16 protein-coding genes and 1 riboswitch are annotated in these 20045 nt (G+C 41.8%); of the genes, 10 read left to right on the plus strand and 6 right to left on the minus strand.

Annotated features, from left to right (window positions below; all coding sequences use genetic code 11):
• Positions 1 to 43: 43 nt before the first annotated feature.
• Positions 44 to 1054 (minus strand): AraC family transcriptional regulator, encoded by a 1011-nt coding sequence (locus tag A9970_RS22525; RefSeq protein WP_182983799.1) that lies wholly within the window; start codon positions 1052 to 1054, stop codon positions 44 to 46.
• A gap of 140 nt (positions 1055 to 1194) precedes the next feature.
• On the opposite strand from A9970_RS22525, the gene A9970_RS22530 reads away from it, so the two are divergent.
• The 6 genes from A9970_RS22530 (at position 1195) to epsC (ending at position 9489) form a co-directional block, all read left to right on the plus strand.
• Positions 1195 to 3624, plus strand: a complete 2430-nt coding sequence (locus A9970_RS22530) for a TonB-dependent receptor (protein ID WP_182983800.1) — start codon at positions 1195 to 1197, stop codon at positions 3622 to 3624.
• Positions 3625 to 3677: 53 nt separating this feature from the next.
• Positions 3678 to 4910 carry a DUF4374 domain-containing protein gene (locus tag A9970_RS22535; protein WP_182983801.1) on the plus strand — a complete coding sequence of 411 codons (1233 nt, stop codon included), beginning with the start codon at positions 3678 to 3680 and terminating at the stop codon, positions 4908 to 4910.
• A 447-nt stretch (positions 4911 to 5357) separates the two neighbouring features.
• Positions 5358 to 5451, plus strand: a riboswitch (SAM-I-IV-variant riboswitch).
• Between the two features lie 32 nt (positions 5452 to 5483).
• Entirely contained in the window at positions 5484 to 5747 is a 264-nt protein-coding gene (locus tag A9970_RS22540) for a 5-oxoprolinase (RefSeq protein ID WP_182983802.1), read from the plus strand.
• Between the two features lie 188 nt (positions 5748 to 5935).
• The gene (locus A9970_RS22545) at positions 5936 to 6859 is read left to right on the plus strand and encodes a family 2A encapsulin nanocompartment shell protein (protein WP_182983803.1); all 924 of its coding nucleotides are present in this window, start codon (positions 5936 to 5938) and stop codon (positions 6857 to 6859) included.
• Positions 6860 to 6882: 23 nt separating this feature from the next.
• Entirely contained in the window at positions 6883 to 8601 is a 1719-nt protein-coding gene (locus tag A9970_RS22550; protein ID WP_182983804.1) for a family 2A encapsulin nanocompartment cargo protein cysteine desulfurase, read from the plus strand.
• A gap of 78 nt (positions 8602 to 8679) precedes the next feature.
• Complete coding sequence (epsC, locus tag A9970_RS22555; RefSeq protein WP_182983805.1) at positions 8680 to 9489, plus strand: serine O-acetyltransferase EpsC; 810 nt, start codon at positions 8680 to 8682, stop codon at positions 9487 to 9489.
• A 748-nt stretch (positions 9490 to 10237) separates the two neighbouring features.
• On the opposite strand, the gene A9970_RS22560 is transcribed toward epsC, so the two are convergent.
• Entirely contained in the window at positions 10238 to 10579 is a 342-nt protein-coding gene (locus A9970_RS22560) for a cupin domain-containing protein (protein ID WP_182983806.1), read from the minus strand.
• Between the two features lie 374 nt (positions 10580 to 10953).
• Here A9970_RS22560 and A9970_RS22565 point away from each other — a divergent pair, with 374 nt between their 5' ends.
• The 4 genes from A9970_RS22565 to A9970_RS22580 are packed head-to-tail and all read left to right on the plus strand — an operon-like array spanning position 10954 to position 14909.
• On the plus strand, positions 10954 to 11676 hold the full coding sequence (locus A9970_RS22565) for a carboxymuconolactone decarboxylase family protein (protein WP_259655456.1): 723 nt from the start codon (positions 10954 to 10956) through the stop codon (positions 11674 to 11676).
• Between the two features lie 12 nt (positions 11677 to 11688).
• Complete coding sequence (locus A9970_RS22570) at positions 11689 to 12774, plus strand: alpha/beta hydrolase (protein ID WP_182983808.1); 1086 nt, start codon at positions 11689 to 11691, stop codon at positions 12772 to 12774.
• A gap of 15 nt (positions 12775 to 12789) precedes the next feature.
• On the plus strand, positions 12790 to 13869 hold the full coding sequence (locus tag A9970_RS22575; RefSeq protein WP_182983809.1) for an alpha/beta fold hydrolase: 1080 nt from the start codon (positions 12790 to 12792) through the stop codon (positions 13867 to 13869).
• A 5-nt stretch (positions 13870 to 13874) separates the two neighbouring features.
• Entirely contained in the window at positions 13875 to 14909 is a 1035-nt protein-coding gene (locus A9970_RS22580; RefSeq protein WP_182983810.1) for a PQQ-binding-like beta-propeller repeat protein, read from the plus strand.
• Here A9970_RS22580 and A9970_RS22585 read toward each other — a convergent pair.
• From A9970_RS22585 to A9970_RS22600, 4 genes are all read right to left on the minus strand, one after another.
• Positions 14860 to 15099, minus strand: a complete 240-nt coding sequence (locus A9970_RS22585) for a VOC family protein (protein WP_310889304.1) — start codon at positions 15097 to 15099, stop codon at positions 14860 to 14862. The two genes, A9970_RS22580 and A9970_RS22585, sit on opposite strands and share 50 nt — an antisense overlap.
• Before the next feature lie 257 nt (positions 15100 to 15356).
• Positions 15357 to 16997, minus strand: a complete 1641-nt coding sequence (locus A9970_RS22590) for a DUF4832 domain-containing protein (protein ID WP_182983812.1) — start codon at positions 16995 to 16997, stop codon at positions 15357 to 15359.
• 34 nt (positions 16998 to 17031) lie between these two features.
• On the minus strand, positions 17032 to 18531 hold the full coding sequence (locus A9970_RS22595) for a DUF4832 domain-containing protein (RefSeq protein WP_182983813.1): 1500 nt from the start codon (positions 18529 to 18531) through the stop codon (positions 17032 to 17034).
• Between the two features lie 26 nt (positions 18532 to 18557).
• Positions 18558 to 20030, minus strand: a complete 1473-nt coding sequence (locus tag A9970_RS22600; RefSeq protein WP_182983814.1) for a RagB/SusD family nutrient uptake outer membrane protein — start codon at positions 20028 to 20030, stop codon at positions 18558 to 18560.
• Between the last annotated feature and the right edge of the window lie 15 nt (positions 20031 to 20045).

Here is a 20045-nt window from a genome sequence, read left to right on the forward strand (position 1 = left end):
GAATTAATATGAATAGATATATTGGTTGATGCTTACCACGTGTTTAGTGTGGTAGAAGTCCCTGTTTTTGAAATTTACCTGGAGGTAAACCGAAATGTTTTTTGAATGCAGCGACAAAATTTGTGGTCTCTGTGATGTTTAAAAAAGTCGCAACTTCATTGATATTCATACCTTCCCGAAGTAGTAATATCTTTGCCAATTTCATGCGTTCAGCATGGATGTACTGGTGGATTGAAACACCATAGCATAGCTTAAAATGTTTTTTTAAGTAATACTCACTGATTCCAGCCTGATCTGCAAGTTCCCGAAGAGAGAAGAGGGTCGTAATATGTTTATCAATGTACAATTTAAGCTGATATATGCGATCACGTTCTTCACTGGGGATTGCTCTGTATAGCGGGTGTGTACCATTTTGTAGTTCCAGATATTGTCGAAATTGCTCACTCAGAAGTTCAATTACTTTGCTCTCAAGGTACATATGTCTCAGTTCGGGATAAGCTTCCATTTTAAGGATCTCATTTAGTAAATGATGTATATGTAATGTAATAGGAGCTGACTGTTTAAAAAGAGTATTGGTCTGTCCGCTCATGATATATTCTTTAAAATCAAAGAATGCACTGTCGTTGGGTACATAACGCATAAATAAATCAGTCGAAATAATGATCGATACAAGTTCCTGTGCCTCACCAAGTGGCCAAAAATTCTGATAAGGCAGTGTCGGAAAATGGAAAAGATTGTGATGTCCTGTATCTATCGTTATCAATGTACTGGAGTCAGCAGCTTCATAGCTGGCACTGGTCGATAGGTAAAAGCACATTTCTACACATGGCCTTGTTCCCACTATTTCAAATCGAATAGTCTTTTTTGCCGAAATAAGGATATGTGTGACAAGAATATCTGCCGTGGCAATCAGCCTATTTTGATCAATAACACCATCGAGCTCCTGAGATCTGCAAAAATCTTTTAACTGATTTCGCTCCGTGTTCTTAGCATCTTCTAATGTACTTACAAAATTAATTCCCTTCGGAGACATGCTATTGATCGATACTTTCATCGTTAATATTGTTTTTTTTTAATCAGTTTTTTCGCACAATTCATCATGAGTTCCTATATCCTATTTAATAATTTTGTGCTCGTCAAAGATATTTATAATTAATCTAAATAAGAATAATAATTTATACTTCCCACTATTCTATGGAAAAGACAATCCACAAAAACAGCATAGCATACCTAAGGCATATTCATTTTGCATTTTTTACGATATTTCTTCTTTGTATGTCAGGTCATACGCTCTTTGGGCAATCCTTTAGGCTAGGAGGTACAATAACGAATACAACCGGTGAGCGTATTCCCAATGCTTCCGTGTTTTTAGGACCGGGTAGGCAATCTCAGCACGCAGACAATGAGGGGAAGTTTTACTTTTCACATTTGAAATCGGGTAGTTATACGCTTAAAGTGACCGCTTTGGGCTATAAAACTTATCACTTCGCTTTTAAAATCGGCGAAGTACAGGATCAAAATCTCCGTGTTCAGTTGGAAGCTGCAGATAATTCGCTGGATGAAGTCAATGTTTCTGGAAAGACCGAACTGCAGCAGGCGAGGGAACAGGCTTATCAGGTTTCGGTGATTGATGCAAAGAAATTACACAACACCACCCTTAATATAGCTACAGCTTTAAATAATGTGCCTGGTATTCGGGTTCGTGAAAGCGGAGGCCTTGGCTCCAACATGGAATTTATGTTGAATGGATTCAGTGGAAATCAGGTCAAGTTTTTTATTGACGGCATCCCGATGGAAAATATGGGAAATGCCTTTCGAATCAACAATATACCGATCAATCTCGCCGAAAGGATTGAAGTCTATAAAGGGGTAGTACCCGTAGAGTTAGGCTCAGATGCTTTGGGAGGAGCGATCAATATTGTGACAAATTCGGGTAAGACAAGCTATGTTGATGCTTCCTATTCCTATGGTTCGTTCAACACGCACAAAACATCTGTAAATGCCGCAATAAATACAAAAAAAGGGTTCCAATTTTTGGTTAACGCGTTTCAGAATTATTCAAAGAACAATTATTGGGTGGAAACCGAAAGTACAATTGATGCCAGTGGACAATTGGAAATGGTGCGAACCCGCCGTTTTCATGACCGCTACCGTAATGAGATGCTGACATTGGGCGCTGGCGTGCGTAATAAGGCATGGGCAGATCAGTTTTTAATCGGAATAGACCTCGGAGAGTATGCAAAGGATCTTCAAAATGGAGCTACCATGGAAGATGTATACGGTGAGCGTGAATCCAAAGGTTTGACAATTTTACCTTCCATGAAATATCTGAAACGCAATCTGGGTCTTAAAGGACTCGATCTAAATCTCAGCGGAAATTTTAATTTGGGGCATGATCAAACCATAGACACAGCAAGTAGAAGGTACAATTGGTTGGGGCAGGTGATCAATCCTAAAACCAGTCAGGGTGAGCGCGATCGCATGAACTCCCGCTACAGAAACAATGACGGGGTTTTTACCGCCAATCTGAGTTACCGAATCAACCCGAAGCATTCGTTGGTACTCAATAACAGCTACACGATTTTTAGACGTGTTAGCAAAAATCTTTTAAATGATGCCGATCCTTTTTTTGATAAGCGCCCGAGTTCGTTGCAAAAAAATGTTTTAGGCCTCTCTTACCGATTTGATTATTCCAAAAAGGGAAATGTATCGGCATTTGGCAAATTATATTCACAGCACAGTAAAGCCTTCGGTGTGGTCAATGATGTCGATAATCCTTCCCATCAGGATTATGGTTGGATGCAAAATAATTTTACGACGCAAGGTTATGGCTTCGCAACTACCTATTTTATTCAGCCAAAACTACAGATTAGAGGATCTTACGAGCATGGAATACGTGTACCTACAAGCGGTGAGTTATTCGGCAATATGGACGCTTTGGATCAAAATGTGAGTTTGAGGCCTGAGAATAGCGACAATTTGAATCTTGGGATGATCTACAGCCCATCCTTTAATGATATTCATTTCTTGACGTTTGATGTGGCGGCGCTCTATCGATATTCGAGAGATTTCATACGTACAGAACTCAAGCGCAGTATGAATTCTACCCGCGCCCGTACAGTCAATCTACGTGATGTCAACAACAAAGGGGCGGAGGCCACAATACGGTATAGATATAAAAATGTGTTCAATGTTGGTGTAAATATGAGCTATCAAAATCTCATCAATCAAACCAAATATGAAGGCGGACAAGAAGATATGGTGAGTATCGTCTATAAGGACAGGCTGCCCAATATGCCTTACCTTTTTGGCAATATGGATGCCTCTTACACCTTTAATAAACCTTTTGGCGCAGATGGATCTCTCACCTTTGGATACCAACTTTATTATACGCACGAGTATTATGAAGGCTGGCCGAGCCTTGGAAACGCAAGCACTAAAATCACGATACCAACACAATGGAATCACAACGCAAATATGATTTACAGCTTTAAAGGTGGAAAATATAACCTGACGTTGGAATGCATGAACCTGACTGATGAATTGCTGTATGATCACTTCAAATTGCAGAAACCAAGCCGTTCATTTAATGCAAAATTCAGGTATTTCCTATTTAACATGTAAGTACGGTCAAAATTATAAAATGAAATATTAATGTTTAATCAAAATAGTGTTTTATGAGAATCAATAGATTATTAATTCAGTTAGCTACCTTTTCATTATTAGGCTTGGTAGCCTGTAGCAAAGACAATGTTAATGGCGGAGGAACCCCTCCAGATGATAGTAGCTCAAAAAAATATGTCATTGCGGGCATGTCCGCAACTGCGGAAGAATCCAAACAATATCTTTTCCTGGCAGACCGTCTCGATGAGGGAGAAATCACAGTCAAAGGAAATGGCTATGAGACAGCAGGTGGTACAATGTATGCATTGAACAATAAGGCCGTAACATTTAAATATAATCGGGGTGATCCTGGTAACGCCGAGGTGTTTCAGTTGGGTACAGACAATTTATTGAAAAAGACGGGAGCATTTAACATCAAATCAGTAAATGTCTTTTTACCTTTCAAAGCTCAGGACCACCTTATTGCCTATAATATCGGGCGTTCGTTGACCACACCTGGTACAGCTTACTGGGTAAATATTGCCGATAACCGTGTTGACAAGACCTTGGAAGTAGATCAAAAACTAATCTACGTAGACGGTAAGCATGTTGAGAATTATTTTGGATGGCCATACGCGATGTTTGAATTTGGTGATAAAATTTATGCGCCACTTTCTCCGGCATATGGTGGAACCGGCGTTCAGGATAAAGCTGACTATAAGGATCATGCTTTCGTGGCAATTTTTGATAAGAACCTAAAGTTTGAGAAAACAATCGAAGACAAACGCATGCCTTTTATTGGACAATATTATAATACCATTGGATTGGGACAGGTTTCTACGGGCGATATTTATGCCTTTTCAAATGGGGATGTGGAGTCTAGTAATAACCACTCTGCATTTCTGAAAATTAAAAATGATGCTTTTGATAAGGATTATTATTGGGATGTTGAAGCAGTTGCAAACATGCGAATTCGTGCAGGTTTCTTTATTAAAGACAATAAGTTTGTGTTGGTGATGGTGCCACGGGACGCGAAACAAGCCGAAGCTAGTGGTGTGAAACTGGCCATTGCAGATGTTGTTAAAAAGGAATTCAAATGGATTTCGGGTGTAGACACTAAAATCACCGATCCAGGTTATGGATTTCCGCTCTTTACGACAGATGGTAAATCTTACTTACCAATGCAAGAGGGACAAGCCTCCGTCTCTTACTTATACGTGATCGATGCGGATAATTATACGGCTAAACGTGGACTTAAACTTACCGGTATTAAAGATATCACAGGTGTAGGTATGCTAAAAAAATAATAGTTATATGTGTTGATTAAGAAGGAGGTGGCCCCAAAAGGTCACCTTCTTTTTTTAAGAAGGAATTTAAAATTTCCTTTTTTTAGAGGAAATTAGCAATGATGATGGAAAAACCAATTTGGGGACATGATCCGAATATTCAGGTACAAAGCTTCGCATTAAATCCCAAGAGGTAATTCTATTTGGGTATTCAAAACCAGGAGCTGGTCACAGATAAACTTGCTCAATGTCAATTTGTTTACTCCATTGACAAGTACGCCTAATCTTTAATTTAGATTTAGCTATTTTTTTGTTTTAAACTCTGATAGCTTGTACGCGAAGTAATTAAATGAAAGAGCAATTTGTTACTCTAAAGAGCGAAATGTAGGTGGCTAAAAGCGGATAAAAAATAAATAAAACGATTATTTTCAAAAAGATAAGAGAATTTAAATAAAATCTACTAACTTTATAGAGTATTCAGAATTGCATCGCGCGATACCAACCGAGTAGGATTACCACGGTGGTTAAATAATATGGGTTTCGGCCAAAAAACTGAATACAATTTATAGTTTAACCCTTAAATTTTTAAATTGTATGGCAACAACAAAAAGTCTTTATGAACACTTATCTGAAACGCTTATTCATTATTCGATTAACGAATTAATCCAATTTAATAATGATACGGTGTCGGGCCGGGGGTGGGGATCATCCAAAACGATATTTCGAGCCGCTCTGTTAAGCACCCTTTCCAAAAAGGGCCTTGATCTATCAAGTATTGTTTCGAGAGAAGACGGTTTTACATCGGTAAAACAAGTTGCGGTGAGATTGGAGGACAATAGGCTTGTGCCGATTGCTTAAGAATTAAAGTACTTATTACGACCTTTCTAATTGATTTATTAAACTAAATAATGAGGGGCAGACTGAAAAGTCTGCTCTAAAATTAAGATAGACTTTCTATCCTTCTTTTAAAAAAGAGTCTACTATCGAATTCGCACTCTTTTTCAGGTGTTCTTAATCTATTCCAAATTTCATTAAACTTTTACAATATGAGTGAAAAACTAACACAACAGACCGCCTTGGGCGATGTCGCTGCACGACACCTGGCAATTGCCACCAGAACCGTTCCACAACTTGAAAGTATCTCACCCCGATGGCTAGTACACTTATTGCAATGGACACCTGTGGAATCGGGCGTGTTTCGATTAAACAAAGTTGTCGGCGAAGACAGTATTCAGGTAGACTGTTCCAGACGTGATGAGAGTGTTTTGCCACATACATTTGTTGATTATGACGAAAGTCCACGGGAGTATAATTTAAATGCGGTCAATACACTGATAGACGTACATACGCGGGTTTCTGATCTCTACAGCAAGCCCTATAATCAGATCAGTGAACAGTTACGTTTGGCAATTGAGAAAATTAAAGAAAGGCAGGAGAGTGAGCTCATCAACAATGCTGATTACGGCATCTTGAGCAATGTCGCTGCCAAACAGATTATTAAGACCAGATCTGGAGCTCCTACACCCGATGACCTGGACGAATTGATCACAAAAGTATGGAAGCAGCCTGGATTTTTTCTGCTTCATCCCCTCACCATTGCGGCCTTTGGGCGCGAATGTACACGTCGTGGTGTCCCACCTCCTACGGTGTCACTTTTCGGTTCACAGTTTTTAACCTGGCGCGGCATCCCATTGATTCCCAGTGATAAAGTGCCTATTGTAAATGGGAAGACCAAAATTCTGTTAATCCGCACAGGAGAAGCACGTCAGGGAGTAATCGGTCTTTATCAGCCTAACTTACCTGGTGAACAGACGCCGGGCCTATCCATCAAGTTTACTGGAATCAATGATAAAGCCATTGCCTCTTACCTGATATCTTTATATTGTTCACTGGTCATTCTCGTAGACGATGCTGTGGCTGTATTGGACGATGTTGACATCACACAATACCACAGCTACAATTATAAATAGATCATTCCTTAAAAAATTTTACTATGTCTCATTTAGATATTGATTTCGAAAGATTTCTAACAGAAGAAGCAAATAAGTATTTTAAGGCAATTCCAACGGAAAACCTCGTATCTCGGGATCTTCCCCGACAGGAAATCTATGCTGAAAAACCGGTCTCTAATCCTAAACTGAGAGAATTCCATTTAGAAGATCCAGCAATCGGTTTTCATGATCCAAGTTTTCATAGGGAAAATGCTACTATCCCTGTAGCTGGGAATGGCAGTCAGCCAGGTATTTACAACCCAGTTCTTCCTCTTGCTACTGGCATTGATATAGAACCACAGGTCAATAAATTACCCTTTGCAGAAACGCATGAAAATCCACTTGACACACTAAGAGGGACATTGCAGCAATTAAGTGGTTTTATACACACTGCCCAGATACCACTGGCCGATAGTGCAAATTCATTCTATTTCATAAAGTCAGGGGCTGCCTTTGAAAATACGCCTACCTTGCCTTACGATACGTTGAAATCCCATTTTGACGTTCAGTCAATTCGTCGCGATTTTCCTATTCTCCAAGAAACTGTCCGTGGAAGGCCACTTGTTTGGCTGGACAATGCCGCGACGACTCAAAAACCACAAGTGGTTATCGATAGGATATCGCGCTTTTATCAGACTGAAAATTCCAATATACACCGTGCTGCACATGAACTTGCTGCACGTGCTACAGATGCGTACGAAGAATCGCGAAATGTCATTAAAAACTTTCTAAATGCAAGTTCACCCAATGAGATTATATTTACGCGTGGCACGACCGAATCTATCAACCTTGTTGCCAATAGTTGGGGAGACCAGCATTTAGGTCCAGATGATGAGATTATAATTAGCTATCTGGAACATCATGCCAATATAGTTCCCTGGCAGCAATTGAGTCAAAAGAAAGGTTTTAAGATCCGGGTAATCCCTGTTGACGAGCAGGGGAATTTGCTTTTTGATGAGTATAGCAAACTGCTCAGTTCCCGGACGAAATTAGTCTCTTTTACTCATGTCAGTAATGCGCTGGGTACAATAACACCGGCAAAAGCCATTATTGACTCGGCACATCGTGTAGGGGCCAAAGTACTGTTGGACGGGGCCCAGTCGGTCTCCCATATTGCGATAGATCTCCAATATCTAGATCCCGATTTCTTTGTGTTTTCTGGACATAAAATATTTGGCCCGACAGGCATCGGTGTGCTCTATGGCAAAGAAGACATCCTAAACAATACCCAGCCTTACCAAAGCGGAGGAAACATGATCCGAGATGTTTCTTTTGAAAAGACAGAATTTCATGCTGTGCCCAATCGTTTTGAAGCCGGTACTGGCAATATTGCCGATGCTGTTGGCCTGGGGGCTGCAATCCGATACGTGCAGGCTATCGGTATTGATAACATCTATCACTACGAGCATGATCTATTGGATTATGCGACCAGGTCGTTGAACCAGATCGCCGGGGTTACTTTGATCGGTACAGCGACAGAAAAAACCAGTGTACTTTCCTTTACCCTTTCAGGATACAGCAACAACGAAGTCGGTCAGGCGTTGAATGAAGTAGGTATAGCCGTTCGGACAGGTCATCACTGTGCACAGCCAATCCTGAGGAGACTAGGGTATGAGTCGTCGGTAAGACCCTCCCTTGCCTTCTACAATACACATCAGGAGATAGATCTCCTCGCGTTGACGGTGGAGAGATTGGTCAGTCGAAACAAACGATTTTACTAATTGAAAGTATGGCAGCTGGCGGTTAGGGGGATCGTTTAGCTGCCAGCTTTTTCAGGATATCAGTATAAAAAAGAAGAAATGGAAAAATTTTATAGTACTTTATTTGCCAGACAACAGGCTGCGCATGATATGCCGAGCAACGTTCGTATCTGGGAATGGGCAAGAGATGTATTTCGGCTTATGTTTCCAGAGCGTAATTCGAAAAAGCTGCTTACGGTAGAAGCCGTTAAAGCAACTTTTACAATTTTGGAAAATGAGCTATATGATCTTTTGCTGAACAGCAAAGACTGTATAAGCTGTGATCATCGCGAAATTGTCCAACGTTTTTTTGAAAACCTCCCGCATATCTATCATCTGATGCTTGAAGATGCTCAGGCTATGCTGGATGGCGATCCCGCTGCCAACAATCTAAGTGAGGTTATACGTACTTATCCGGGGTTTCTTGCGATTTGCATGTATCGCATGGCCCATCAGCTCTGGTTAGATCGGGTACCCTTGTTCCCCCGTATTTTGACTGAGTATGCGCATGAACGTACAGGCATAGATATCCATCCGGGAGCGACCATTGGGCGTCACTTTCATATCGATCATGGAACGGGTCTGGTTATAGGCGAAACAGCGGTTATCGGCGACTACGTAAAGCTGTATCAGGGGGTTACTTTAGGAGCCCTTAGTGTTGACAAGGTTTTAGCCGGTCAGCGAAGACATCCGATTATTGAAGATCATGTGATTATTTATGCGGGAGCAACAATATTGGGTGGGAATACTCGTATTGGACATCATTCGGTGATCGGGGGGAACGTCTGGATAACAAGCAGCGTACCTCCAGACACAACGGTGTTCCATAAACCACAGATCCAATTTATCCATTCAAAAGTTGATCGATGAGACTTTTTTGTAAATCTATCCCATGTTATCATCGATATGGATTTGAAGCGATATGGGATACCATTGATTAATGTACTTTTTAAAACAAAAAAGGTTTTCAAACGGGGAGAATGAAAACCTTAAATAACCAATTATAAACCTAAAAAATTTTATGATAATCAAAGATAAATATAAAGAATCACAATTTCAAAAAAAAACTACCTTTTTAGTAGTCTTTTTTTTATATAAACTGTTTTTCTGCTCAGACCTTGCCTGTAACTTCTTATCAAAGTAGGCCTTTATCTTTGAGCAGACTTTAATGTCTTAGCATAACTTAACCCAGAAGTTTTCGATCCATTCAGCCCGTGTAATAATGTTAATTAATTTTTTGTATCTCTGGACAAGCCAATTTATTATATTCAAGTTTTCAGATTAATTCGGGGCAGGAATCAAGAAGATAATGGCAAATATGCGCATCGTATCTTCAGTCTAAATCATGACAATACGAACGGGTATACAAATAAATAAAAGTAAATCCCTTTGGAATAAACTTCTAAAGGGATTTGTTGTTAACTTACATCTTACTTTTCCATGTATCAATGATGCAACCTCGCTTTCTGTATATCCTTTGCCTTGCTGATTAAAGCTTCTGCAATTGTTTCGATCTATTTCAGCAAAGTCATCAAGATTCTTTTGCGTTGAGCAGCTTAATAGTGTTAAAAATAAAAAGAGCTTAGCAGGCCAAACGAACTTTATTTTTAATGAACGATTACAAATTAATTCGATCTCCATGAGATTTCGGCTGTGAAATAACAAGAAATTCTAAATCTTGATTAGTTCTATTGAAAATTCTGTGCTTCTGATTTGCTTGGATATGAAAGCCATTGTTTTCTTCAACAACATATAATTCATTATCTACTTCGAAAGTTGCTGTACCCTTTAATATGTAAAAAAATTGCTGTGCCTTACTATGAAAATGTAAACTTTCTTTTGTTTCAGGTGGCATTTTCTCTTGAATCACACTTAAAGAATCAGACTTCAATAAGTGCCACCCATCACAATTTTCACCCCAAATATAATGCTCAGAATTGTCGGTATTTTTTACTTTCATTACCTATTCAATAAAATAATGTGATATTCAAAAAAGAAAAATGGTAATACGGAATCACAAGTATAAAGATATGCCAAATCAGGTCAAAAAAGAAATCGGATTGCACCCCAGTTTCATGGTCTCTAATTTATAAAACTACATTAGTGATCGTAGCTATTTTTAGGGGAGATTACAGTTCATCAAGTGTTCCCTTATGTTGATACCACAATAATACAAAATAAGCTGCTTCTCTAATGATTATGCTGGCTAAACAGTGATATTGGTAGCAAATTCCGTAATACGTATACTTTATCCCAATTTTTGATTAGGAACTTTGTATTATCAAATCTGATCGAAACGAAAATAGATCGTTAATAGCAAAAAAAGATATGGTTATGTTAAAACAAATAAAATCGATGCTGGTCCTGATAACTGTTGTATTCACCACAGCTGCCAGCGCCCAAACCAAAGAAAAGCAAAGTTTGAACAGCAAAGAACAGGCTATCGTAGGCATTTCGGGATTGGCAGGTAAAGGAGAACTATCAAAACTGAAAGATCAGTTAAATGCGGGGCTTGATGCAGGGCTTACCATCAACCAGATCAAAGAAGCGTTGATACAGGTATATGCCTACGCCGGCTTTCCGCGTAGTCTGAGAGGGGTACAGACATTTATGGCTGTACTGGATGAGCGCAAGGCAAAAGGAATTACCGATGTGTTGGGCGCTGATGCATCGCCGATTGTCAGTGAAAAAAGCAAATACGAACGCGGTAAAGCAATTTTGGAGCAACTGAGCGGTAATAAGGAAACCGGACCGAAAACCGGTTATGCCGCATTCGCACCGACTATTGAGGTCTTTCTGAAAGAACACCTATTTGCAGATATTTTTGAACGTGATGTACTCACCTATCAGCAAAGAGAGCTGGTTACAGTGTCGGTACTGAGTGGTATCGGCGGTGTGGAACCCATGTTGCGGTCCCATTTAAATCTATGTCTAAATGTAGGCCTCACGCCCGGTCAGTTGCAGGAATTTGTGGCTGTTATCAGAAAATCGGTGGGTGAAACAGAAGCAAATGCAGCACAAAAAGTACTGGATGAAGTCCTAAGCAATAGTAAGTAAAATAGTAAGAACATGAGAAAAACAAAAGCAATTTTAGCAGTAGCCGTTTTATTAACAATGACAACTATGGTAAAAGCACAGTCAATTCAAAAATCTTACGAAACCAATCCATTTACGTTGGTTTACGAAGGTGCTATCACTAAAAATGAAAAAGGAAAGGTCAATATCCATCCTGTTACATATAAATTAAATGGGTTAGACATTGCTGCCAACGTATACACACCTGCAGATTATGATCCCGCGAAACAATATCCGGCAATCGTGGTTGCCCATCCTAACGGGGGTGTAAAGGAGCAGGTTGCAGGATTATATGCACAGCGTTTGGCAGAAGCAGGTTATGTCACTATCGCTGCTGATGCAGCATATCAAGGAGCAAGCGGTGGGCAGCCACGTAACGTGGATAAGCCACAAAATAGAGTAGAGGATATCCATGGTATGGCAGATTTTATTGAGACCTACAAAGGTGTTGATAAAGAAAAACTAGGTGTGCTGGGTATCTGTGGCGGCGGCGGTTATACCTTGAAAGCAGTACAGACTGATAAAAGATTCAAGGCTGTGGCCACATTGAGCATGTTCAATTCGGGTATGGTGAGACGTAATGGCTTTATGAATTCGCAATATGCGACGATACAGCAAAGGCTGCGTCAGGCCACAGATGCACGTATGGAAGAAGCTGCAGGTGGAAAAGTTAAATATGTCGGTGGTGGCTCGGCAGCTACAGACGAGCAGATTGCTAAGTTGCCTTTTGAAATGTATCGCGAGGGAGCAGTTTATTATGAACGCAGCCATGCACATCCAAATTCAGGGGCATTCCCTAACTCAGGTGGTGTATATACCGTAAGCAGTCTTCTTGACCTGATGAGCTGGGATGCAACCGATCAAATCGAATTGATCGACCAGCCATTACTGATGATGGCGGGTAGTAAAGCGGATAGTTTTTATATGACTGCCGATGCTTTCAATAAAGCGATCAATGCAAAAAATAAAGAATTGTTTCTAATTCCAGGCGCTACGCATATTGAAACTTACTGGAAACCCGAGTACGTAGCGCAGGCTTTGAGTAAACTGGAAGGATTCTATAAACTAAATCTGAAATAATATAAAGAATATTTTATGCGTAAAATATCCATCTTATTTGCGGCGATGCTATCACTTACTGTTAGTGATAGCATCTTTGCACAGAGCTCGATAACAAAGCAGCCCTTGATGATCGAAGAGCAGGGGAGCTTTGCTGCAGGCGGTAGTATCATCACAAAACCCGGAACATACGATCCTGTTAAACGTGGGCCAGAAGGGCAGACTTTTCATGGCGACCATGCCTATGTTTTTTATCAGAAACCAGTGAATGCCAAAAAACTTCCCCTCGTATTTTGGCATGGTATAGGCCAGTTTTCAAAAACATGGGAAACCACACCCGACGGTCGCGAAGGATTTCAGAATATCTTTCTGAGACGAGGTTTTGGTGTTTATCTGCTTGATCAGCCGCGTCGTGGCAACGCCAGCCGCAGTACGGTTGAGGCAACGGTTACACCCACACCTGACGAACAAGATTGGTTCGGAACCTTCCGTGTTGGTGTATGGCCTAATTATTTCCCCGGTGTTCAGTTTTCAAGGGATGCCGAAACGCTCAATCAACATTTCCGATCGATGACGCCGAGTCTCGGTCCGATTGACGCGACTGTCGTCACGGATGCTACTGTAGCCCTGGCCGATAAAGTGGGGCCATTGATCTTGGTGACCCATTCACATTCTGGTGGATTTGGATGGATATCCGCGATCAAGAGCGCAAATATCAGAGCAATTGTATCTTACGAACCAGGGTCGGGTTTTCTATTTCCCGAAGGGGAGTTGCCGGCAGCTATTGAAAGTTCGGCGGGGCCTTTACAGGCTACGGCGGTTTCAAAAGAAGAATTTATGAAATTGACCAAAATACCGGTCGTCATTTACTATGGCGATTTTATTCCCGAAAAATACGATGCCAATAATCCCGGCGCAGATGGCTGGCGTGCCAGACTCGCTATGGCGAGAAAGTGGCGGGATGTAGTGAATAAACACGGCGGCGACGTGACGGTTGTCCATCTACCAGAAATAGGGATCAAGGGAAATACCCATTTTCCATTTTCAGACCTGAACAATATTGAAGTAGCGGATGTCATGTCAAAATGGTTATCAGCAAAAGGCTTAGATAAATAATGCTTATGAGAAAGAAAATCGCATTCAATCGGCTGAAATATGCTTTAGCCGTAGGTTCCTTCACGATGCTCATGGCATGTGGTTCCGGTGGGAACCAAGATAGAACATGGGCGGTATACAAAGGTGATGAAAAAAGTACCAGCCACTCGCCATTAGATCAGATCGATACGTCGAATGTTTCGGCTTTAAAACTTGCTTGGACATTTTCCGTCAATGATCTGCCCAGTGACGCAAATCCGGCCAATAGCCAATCCAATCCGATCATTATTGACGGAATCATGTATACCACTTCGGCCAAAAGATGCTTATATGCCATCGATGCGGCTACGGGAAAAGAGATCTGGAAATATGATCCTTTTAACGGTGGCGGCGGTGGCGGAGCCGGACGTGGCGTGACCTATTGGGAAGATGGCAATGACAAGCGGATCTTATTTTCGGCCGATAACTTTCTGATTGCCGTTGATGCGAAGACAGGTAAAGCGATCGACACATTCGGTGAAAAAGGGAAAGTGAACCTTAATGTGGGACTTCGGGACGATCCGAACAAGATAACTGTTACGATGACCTCACCGGGTATTATTTATAAAGACCTGATCATTGTTGGATCACGTTTGCCCGATCTATATGGCACCCCTCCGGGGCATGTGAGGGCATACAACTGTCGGACCGGAAAAATGGAGTGGATCTTCCATACCATTCCACAACCCGGTGAGCCCGGTTATGAAACCTGGCCCAAGGAGGCCTACAAATATGCGGGTGGAGTTAACAGCTGGGCCGGCATGTCGTTGGATAGCAAACGTGGCATCGTCTATATGGCGCTGGGGTCGCCAACCTATGACTTTTATGGTGCTGATCGTATAGGTAAAAATCTCTATGGCAACTGCGTATTGGCGCTGGATGCCGCCACCGGAAAATATGTATGGCATTATCAGACTGTACACCATGATATTTGGGATTATGACCTTTCGGCTCCGCCTAATCTTGTGAGCGTCAAAAAAGACGGTAAAAGCAGAGATGCGGTTGCGCAGGTAACTTTTTGAACGCACTTGGTCTTTTGTTTAGGTCCGCCCAATTTTCAGGACAAACCTGCCAACTTAATCCGTATTTGTCTTTCAGCCACCCGCAAACGCTCTCCTGTCTTCCATCCGATGTAAGTGCTTCCCAATAGTGGTCTATTTCAGCCTGATCTTTACAGGGGATCATCGGCGAAATAGCCTCGTCTTTTTTAATACATTTTTTTTCTGTTCAGACCTTATCTACAATGTCAGTAACAATGATTTCATATTTTCTCTTATCAAAAAGTAAATATGAGTGTTTCGTTCATTTGTAGGTTGTATCGACAATAACAGTCATACCTTGCGGTGTAACTGTTATTTTATTTAAAAAAAAGTTTGTCTGTACAATTTTATCCTTAGGTTGGAGATTACGGATTAAAATTACAGGATTGGAAAAGGAAATCATAAAACTTAAAAATTCAGTTTTTTCGTTTATTGAAGATTGATTGTGCCCAGTATATTAATCAAATACTGGGACTGTGGGTCGCGCCAATGCTGTATATTTCTATTGGCAAAACGAATGGCATAGTCAGCATCATACTTCAAACCGGCATCCGAATCGGGAAGCCAGAGCCCTAACTTATATTGTCCAATGGGTAGATTGCTCGGCAATGTTACCTGTTTGGAAAGGAGGTACGCAGCAGTCTGTGTTGATACATTCCACGAGCGTGCATCTTCCTGAAGGGAAAATGTCGTCACTTGGTTGTTGCTATCGATCAGCGCGAGATAGAGATTACGTGAATTAATCAGATTAGAAAATCCGATGTTGCATAAGCTGATCTGAATCGCAAAATTACTTCCACGAGTTACATTTTTCTCAAAAGTGGCCCGTTGTACCTGAAACCGATAGCCCAAATGATCCCGAATAAAATCATAGTAGGAACGTGTCACGAGCTGACCACTCATATTCGTAAAGTAAGCGGTATCTCTGGGAATACTTGAGTATCCCGAGTTGACGATATCAGTCAGTGATACCTGCGTGTTGCGCCAGATTTGAAGATTGTTTTTACTGCCTCCGTTGAGTTGGTCACGCATACTGAACGACGTGTACCTATGTTCACTCAGAATCCGCAAAACAGTCATCGGGTTCATTGCTTTGTTAAAATCATAAGGCCCTGTTCCGTTTGAATAATACGGGATTTCTCCATCCATCCATAAGCCCGCTGCATTCTCATTCTTTATTTGGGTATAATCTGCTGAACCGATCGGAAAATCAGAACCCGGTGCCTGTAATCCCGTGGTAAAAAAGTCGTTGTTGAATGCTACCCGACTGTAATCGCTGCTCGTAAACGGAAGCCAGCTGACACTTCCGGTAAGTGCATTATTTTTGAGCCTAGGATATCTAGCCATCACCTGACGCTGGTTGTTGGCAGCATTCAGAATAGACTTGAAGATCACCGAAGTAGCATCTGCATAATTAGTATGGTTATAATATGATGCTCCCCATTCGCCCCAATCCCCCACAAATCCAGCTTGTATAACGGGGATCTGCCCCATATTTGCAGCAAACACAGGTGTGAGTTGCTGTAGATGCCGTTGAATGTGCTGGACTGTGTAGGGTATTTTGGTTGTCGTCAAAGGCGAACCATCATAGGCAAACCGAAGTAATGTTTTGATGTGGGCATTTTTCAGTTCATCAAAATAGTACTGTATATTGGACAATGAGGTCGTGCTCAGATCTGTTTGTGCTTCTTGTGTTAGGTAGATATAAAATTGCGACAGCGTAAGGCTATCACCAGGGCTACCTGTAGGTGTCTGCCCCAACGGATACGCTGTAATCGCATTACCAAGCCCGCTTGTATGGTTTTGCCCATTAAATACCGCTTGCCGATTGCTTGCATAAACGAAAAATTCACTTCGATACCCGCGCTCCGGATTTCGTAGCGGATCCCTCGATTGATCTTCTGCCTGCAGACCTGCATAAGTATGTACTGCTGTGGTATCCGACATTTTTTTAATCGCCGGCTTTTCTGTTGATATGCCATCCTTGACAATTTCCTTTGAGCAGGATGTAGCTAGTACAGCCAATCCCACAAAGGCTAGGCACTGTAAGTTAAACTTTATTGTTCTCATAATTTTTATTGATTGGTTTTGTATTTCAGTGAAACTAAAAATCTGCAACAATATTAATTCGTCCATGTCCGCTACCATCAGAAATAACCCGCATATCATCGTTGGCCAATTGGATATCATAGGCTGCATTGCCCGCCAGGTTCCGCTCTGGATCAGGCAGCCACAAACCGATATATCCGTGCGGCATAGTATACGGCAGAGATAGGGTAGTGCGTATGTGGTGAAGCAAAGCTTCCTGCGATTTCCCTTTTGGATCAAAGGGTTGCCAGGTACGCGGATCTACTGCCAACTGCTGCTGAGCTATTATTTTATGGCTGCGATCCAATACGACGAGATACACCGGTCTGGGATTGTGAATTGTCGAAAATCCGACGTTTTTGATAGCCAGCTCCACTGTCAGCTTGCGTCCACGACGCTTTGCTGCCGAACTAGCACGCTCGATATAAAGCCGATATCCCAAATGATCGCGGATAAAATCGTATGTCGAACGGGCTACTTCTTGCTTATTCTCCCTAAAATAGCTGGGATCAAACAGGATCCCCATCTTACGGAGCGTATCGGATGTAAGCGGAGTTTTTTTCCAATGTGCAATATTCAGTTCATTATTCTGTGTAATATCAAATAGACTGTAATGATGTTCTTTCAGCGCTTTAAGAGTATTGGGTACCGAAATTAGGGTATGTAACCCCCACTCGGTCGCTTCAGCATAAGGGATCTCACCCATAACCTGTACATAGGGCGATTCAGCTTTAACCTGCTCATAAGCCAAACTTCCAACCGTATAGTCATTGTCGGGCGCCTTTGGATGTTCGGAAGCGGTAAAATAATCGTTATTGTATCCGATGCGGTTCAGATAGGCCGTATCCAACTGCAGCTTTGTTTTTTGGTTCGGATAACGGATCGTAGTTTGCCGCCCCGTAAAAATATCGAGTATGCGACGAACCATTTTGGACTTGTTGGTATCATCTGTACTCATGGGCGAACTATGCCCTTCGCCCCATGCACCAATAAATCCAATTTGCCAGATATCAATCAGACCTATATTTTTTTTAATAAGTGGTTCCAGCTGATCTATATGTCTAAAGACATCGTCAAAATTAGCCTTTGTGCTCCCATAGTCGACATCATAGGCAAAGCGGAGTACCACTTTATACCCTTTCTTTTTGACCTCATCAAAAATAGACTGCATATTCGCTATGCCTTCTTTGCTGATATCTCCACCGACATATTCGGTCAGATAAAAATAGAGCTGTAAAGCAGTAATGCCATCCTTGGATCCATCATAACGGGCAAGCTGTTCATCAATCCAGCCCTTCGGAAAGGCGACTTTATGGAAAGGATTGTATAAATTATGTGCAAAATAATTGGATTCCAGATGATATCCGCGTTCGGGATTGTGAATCGCTTTTTTTGGGACCATCGGTATCTGTGTAGCTATATGCTTGAGGCTATCGCGTTCTGTGCTGCCCAGAGCATCGTATATGGGCGCAGTTAGCGCCCATAGCAAAATCAGGTGTCTGATATATCTTTTCATGTTGGTGTCCTTTGTTTACCGATTCATTAGTAACCTGGATTCTGCTGAACTTTCTTATTCTCATTGATAGCCCATTGTGGTATCGGAAATAGCAATCTGCTCTCATCTGAATAGGAGGCACCACGCTTTTTTGCTTCTGAAAGATACTTTCCATGTCGGATCAGGTCTTCACGACGGTGTCCTTCCATAAATAACTCTCTAAATCGCTCATCGAGGATAAAATCGTTCAGCGCATTTTCTCCTGCAAAATCCGAAGCTGCAATAGCTGTGGTTTTTGCACGGTTGCGTACAAGATTAATTAGATCGATCGCTTCAGTTCCTAATGGAGTAAGGTGGTTGAGCGCTTCGGCACGCAGCAGGAGTACATCCGCGTAGCGATAGACCACCCAGTCATTTCCATGTGCCTCACCCGTTGAGGCCGGATCTGCAGGATATTTATACGGTACGGCGCCCATCTGCGCCCAGGATTCATTGATCGACCGTAGGTCTACCATTCCTTTGCTCGTATTGATACTACCCCAGAGTGATTTCAAACGATCGTCTCCTGCTTTGAACTTGTCAAACATTGCCCAAGGAACCTTATAGCCGCCCCATTTCTGGACTGGTATCCCATTCGGCTCCACATATTCCGAAGGAAGTACATGGGCAAGCCAATTGTTGTAGCGGTCATTTACTGTAAGGCATGGAATGGCAAAGATGATTTCGGAATTCATTTCATTATCCACCGCAAAAATCTTCGAATAGGATGCCTGTAGCGAATAGACCTTCAGATCCATAATCTCCTTTGAGATTTTTACAGCTTCCTGCCAGTCTTTCTCGTGCATAGCCAGCTTTAGTAAAACCATTAAGGCTGTCCCCTTGCTGATGCGCCCGTAATCTTGCGAAGCATATGTCACAGGAAGATTGTCTGCCGCCTCACGTGCCGTAGATCTGATAAAATTGAGCATCCAGGCCTTGGTAGGTCGTTCGGGTTGAAAAGTGGTATTTGGATCGAGCGTGATTGCAGGATCTGTTACGATTGCGGTAGGTCCGTAAAAATCATATAACGTATAGGCCAACAGAGCGGTTATGCCTTTTAGTTCGGCACGATAGCGCGCTTTTAGTTCGGTGCTCATGCTAATGGGTTCGAGCTGCGCGGCAATATTTACACAGTTGGTAATGGCTTTGATATATGGGCCATAGGTTTTGGCCGTAACATGATCACTGTTGGAGTTCCATAAGAATTTAGCGTAGGTTTCCCATACACCGCCACCCCAGTAACAGACAAACTCATCTGTGGTGGCGGTATTCATCACCCAGCGCGATTGCCAGGAAATATCTGAAAATCCACCGTAAGCTCCGCGGTTGAGTACTCCATAGGCACCTGTTATCAATGTGCGCGCATCTTCCGCATTTTTCGGGTAATTCGAAGGACTCAAGCGATCAAATACCTGCGGTTCTAAGTTTTCGCAGGAGCAGAACAAAGAGGCCCCTAGCAATAAAAGAAATATTTTTTTCATCTGAATGAATGTATT

It is taken from the genome of Sphingobacterium sp. UME9 (assembly GCF_014170215.1).
GTDB classification, from domain to species: Bacteria; Bacteroidota; Bacteroidia; order Sphingobacteriales; family Sphingobacteriaceae; genus Sphingobacterium; species Sphingobacterium paramultivorum.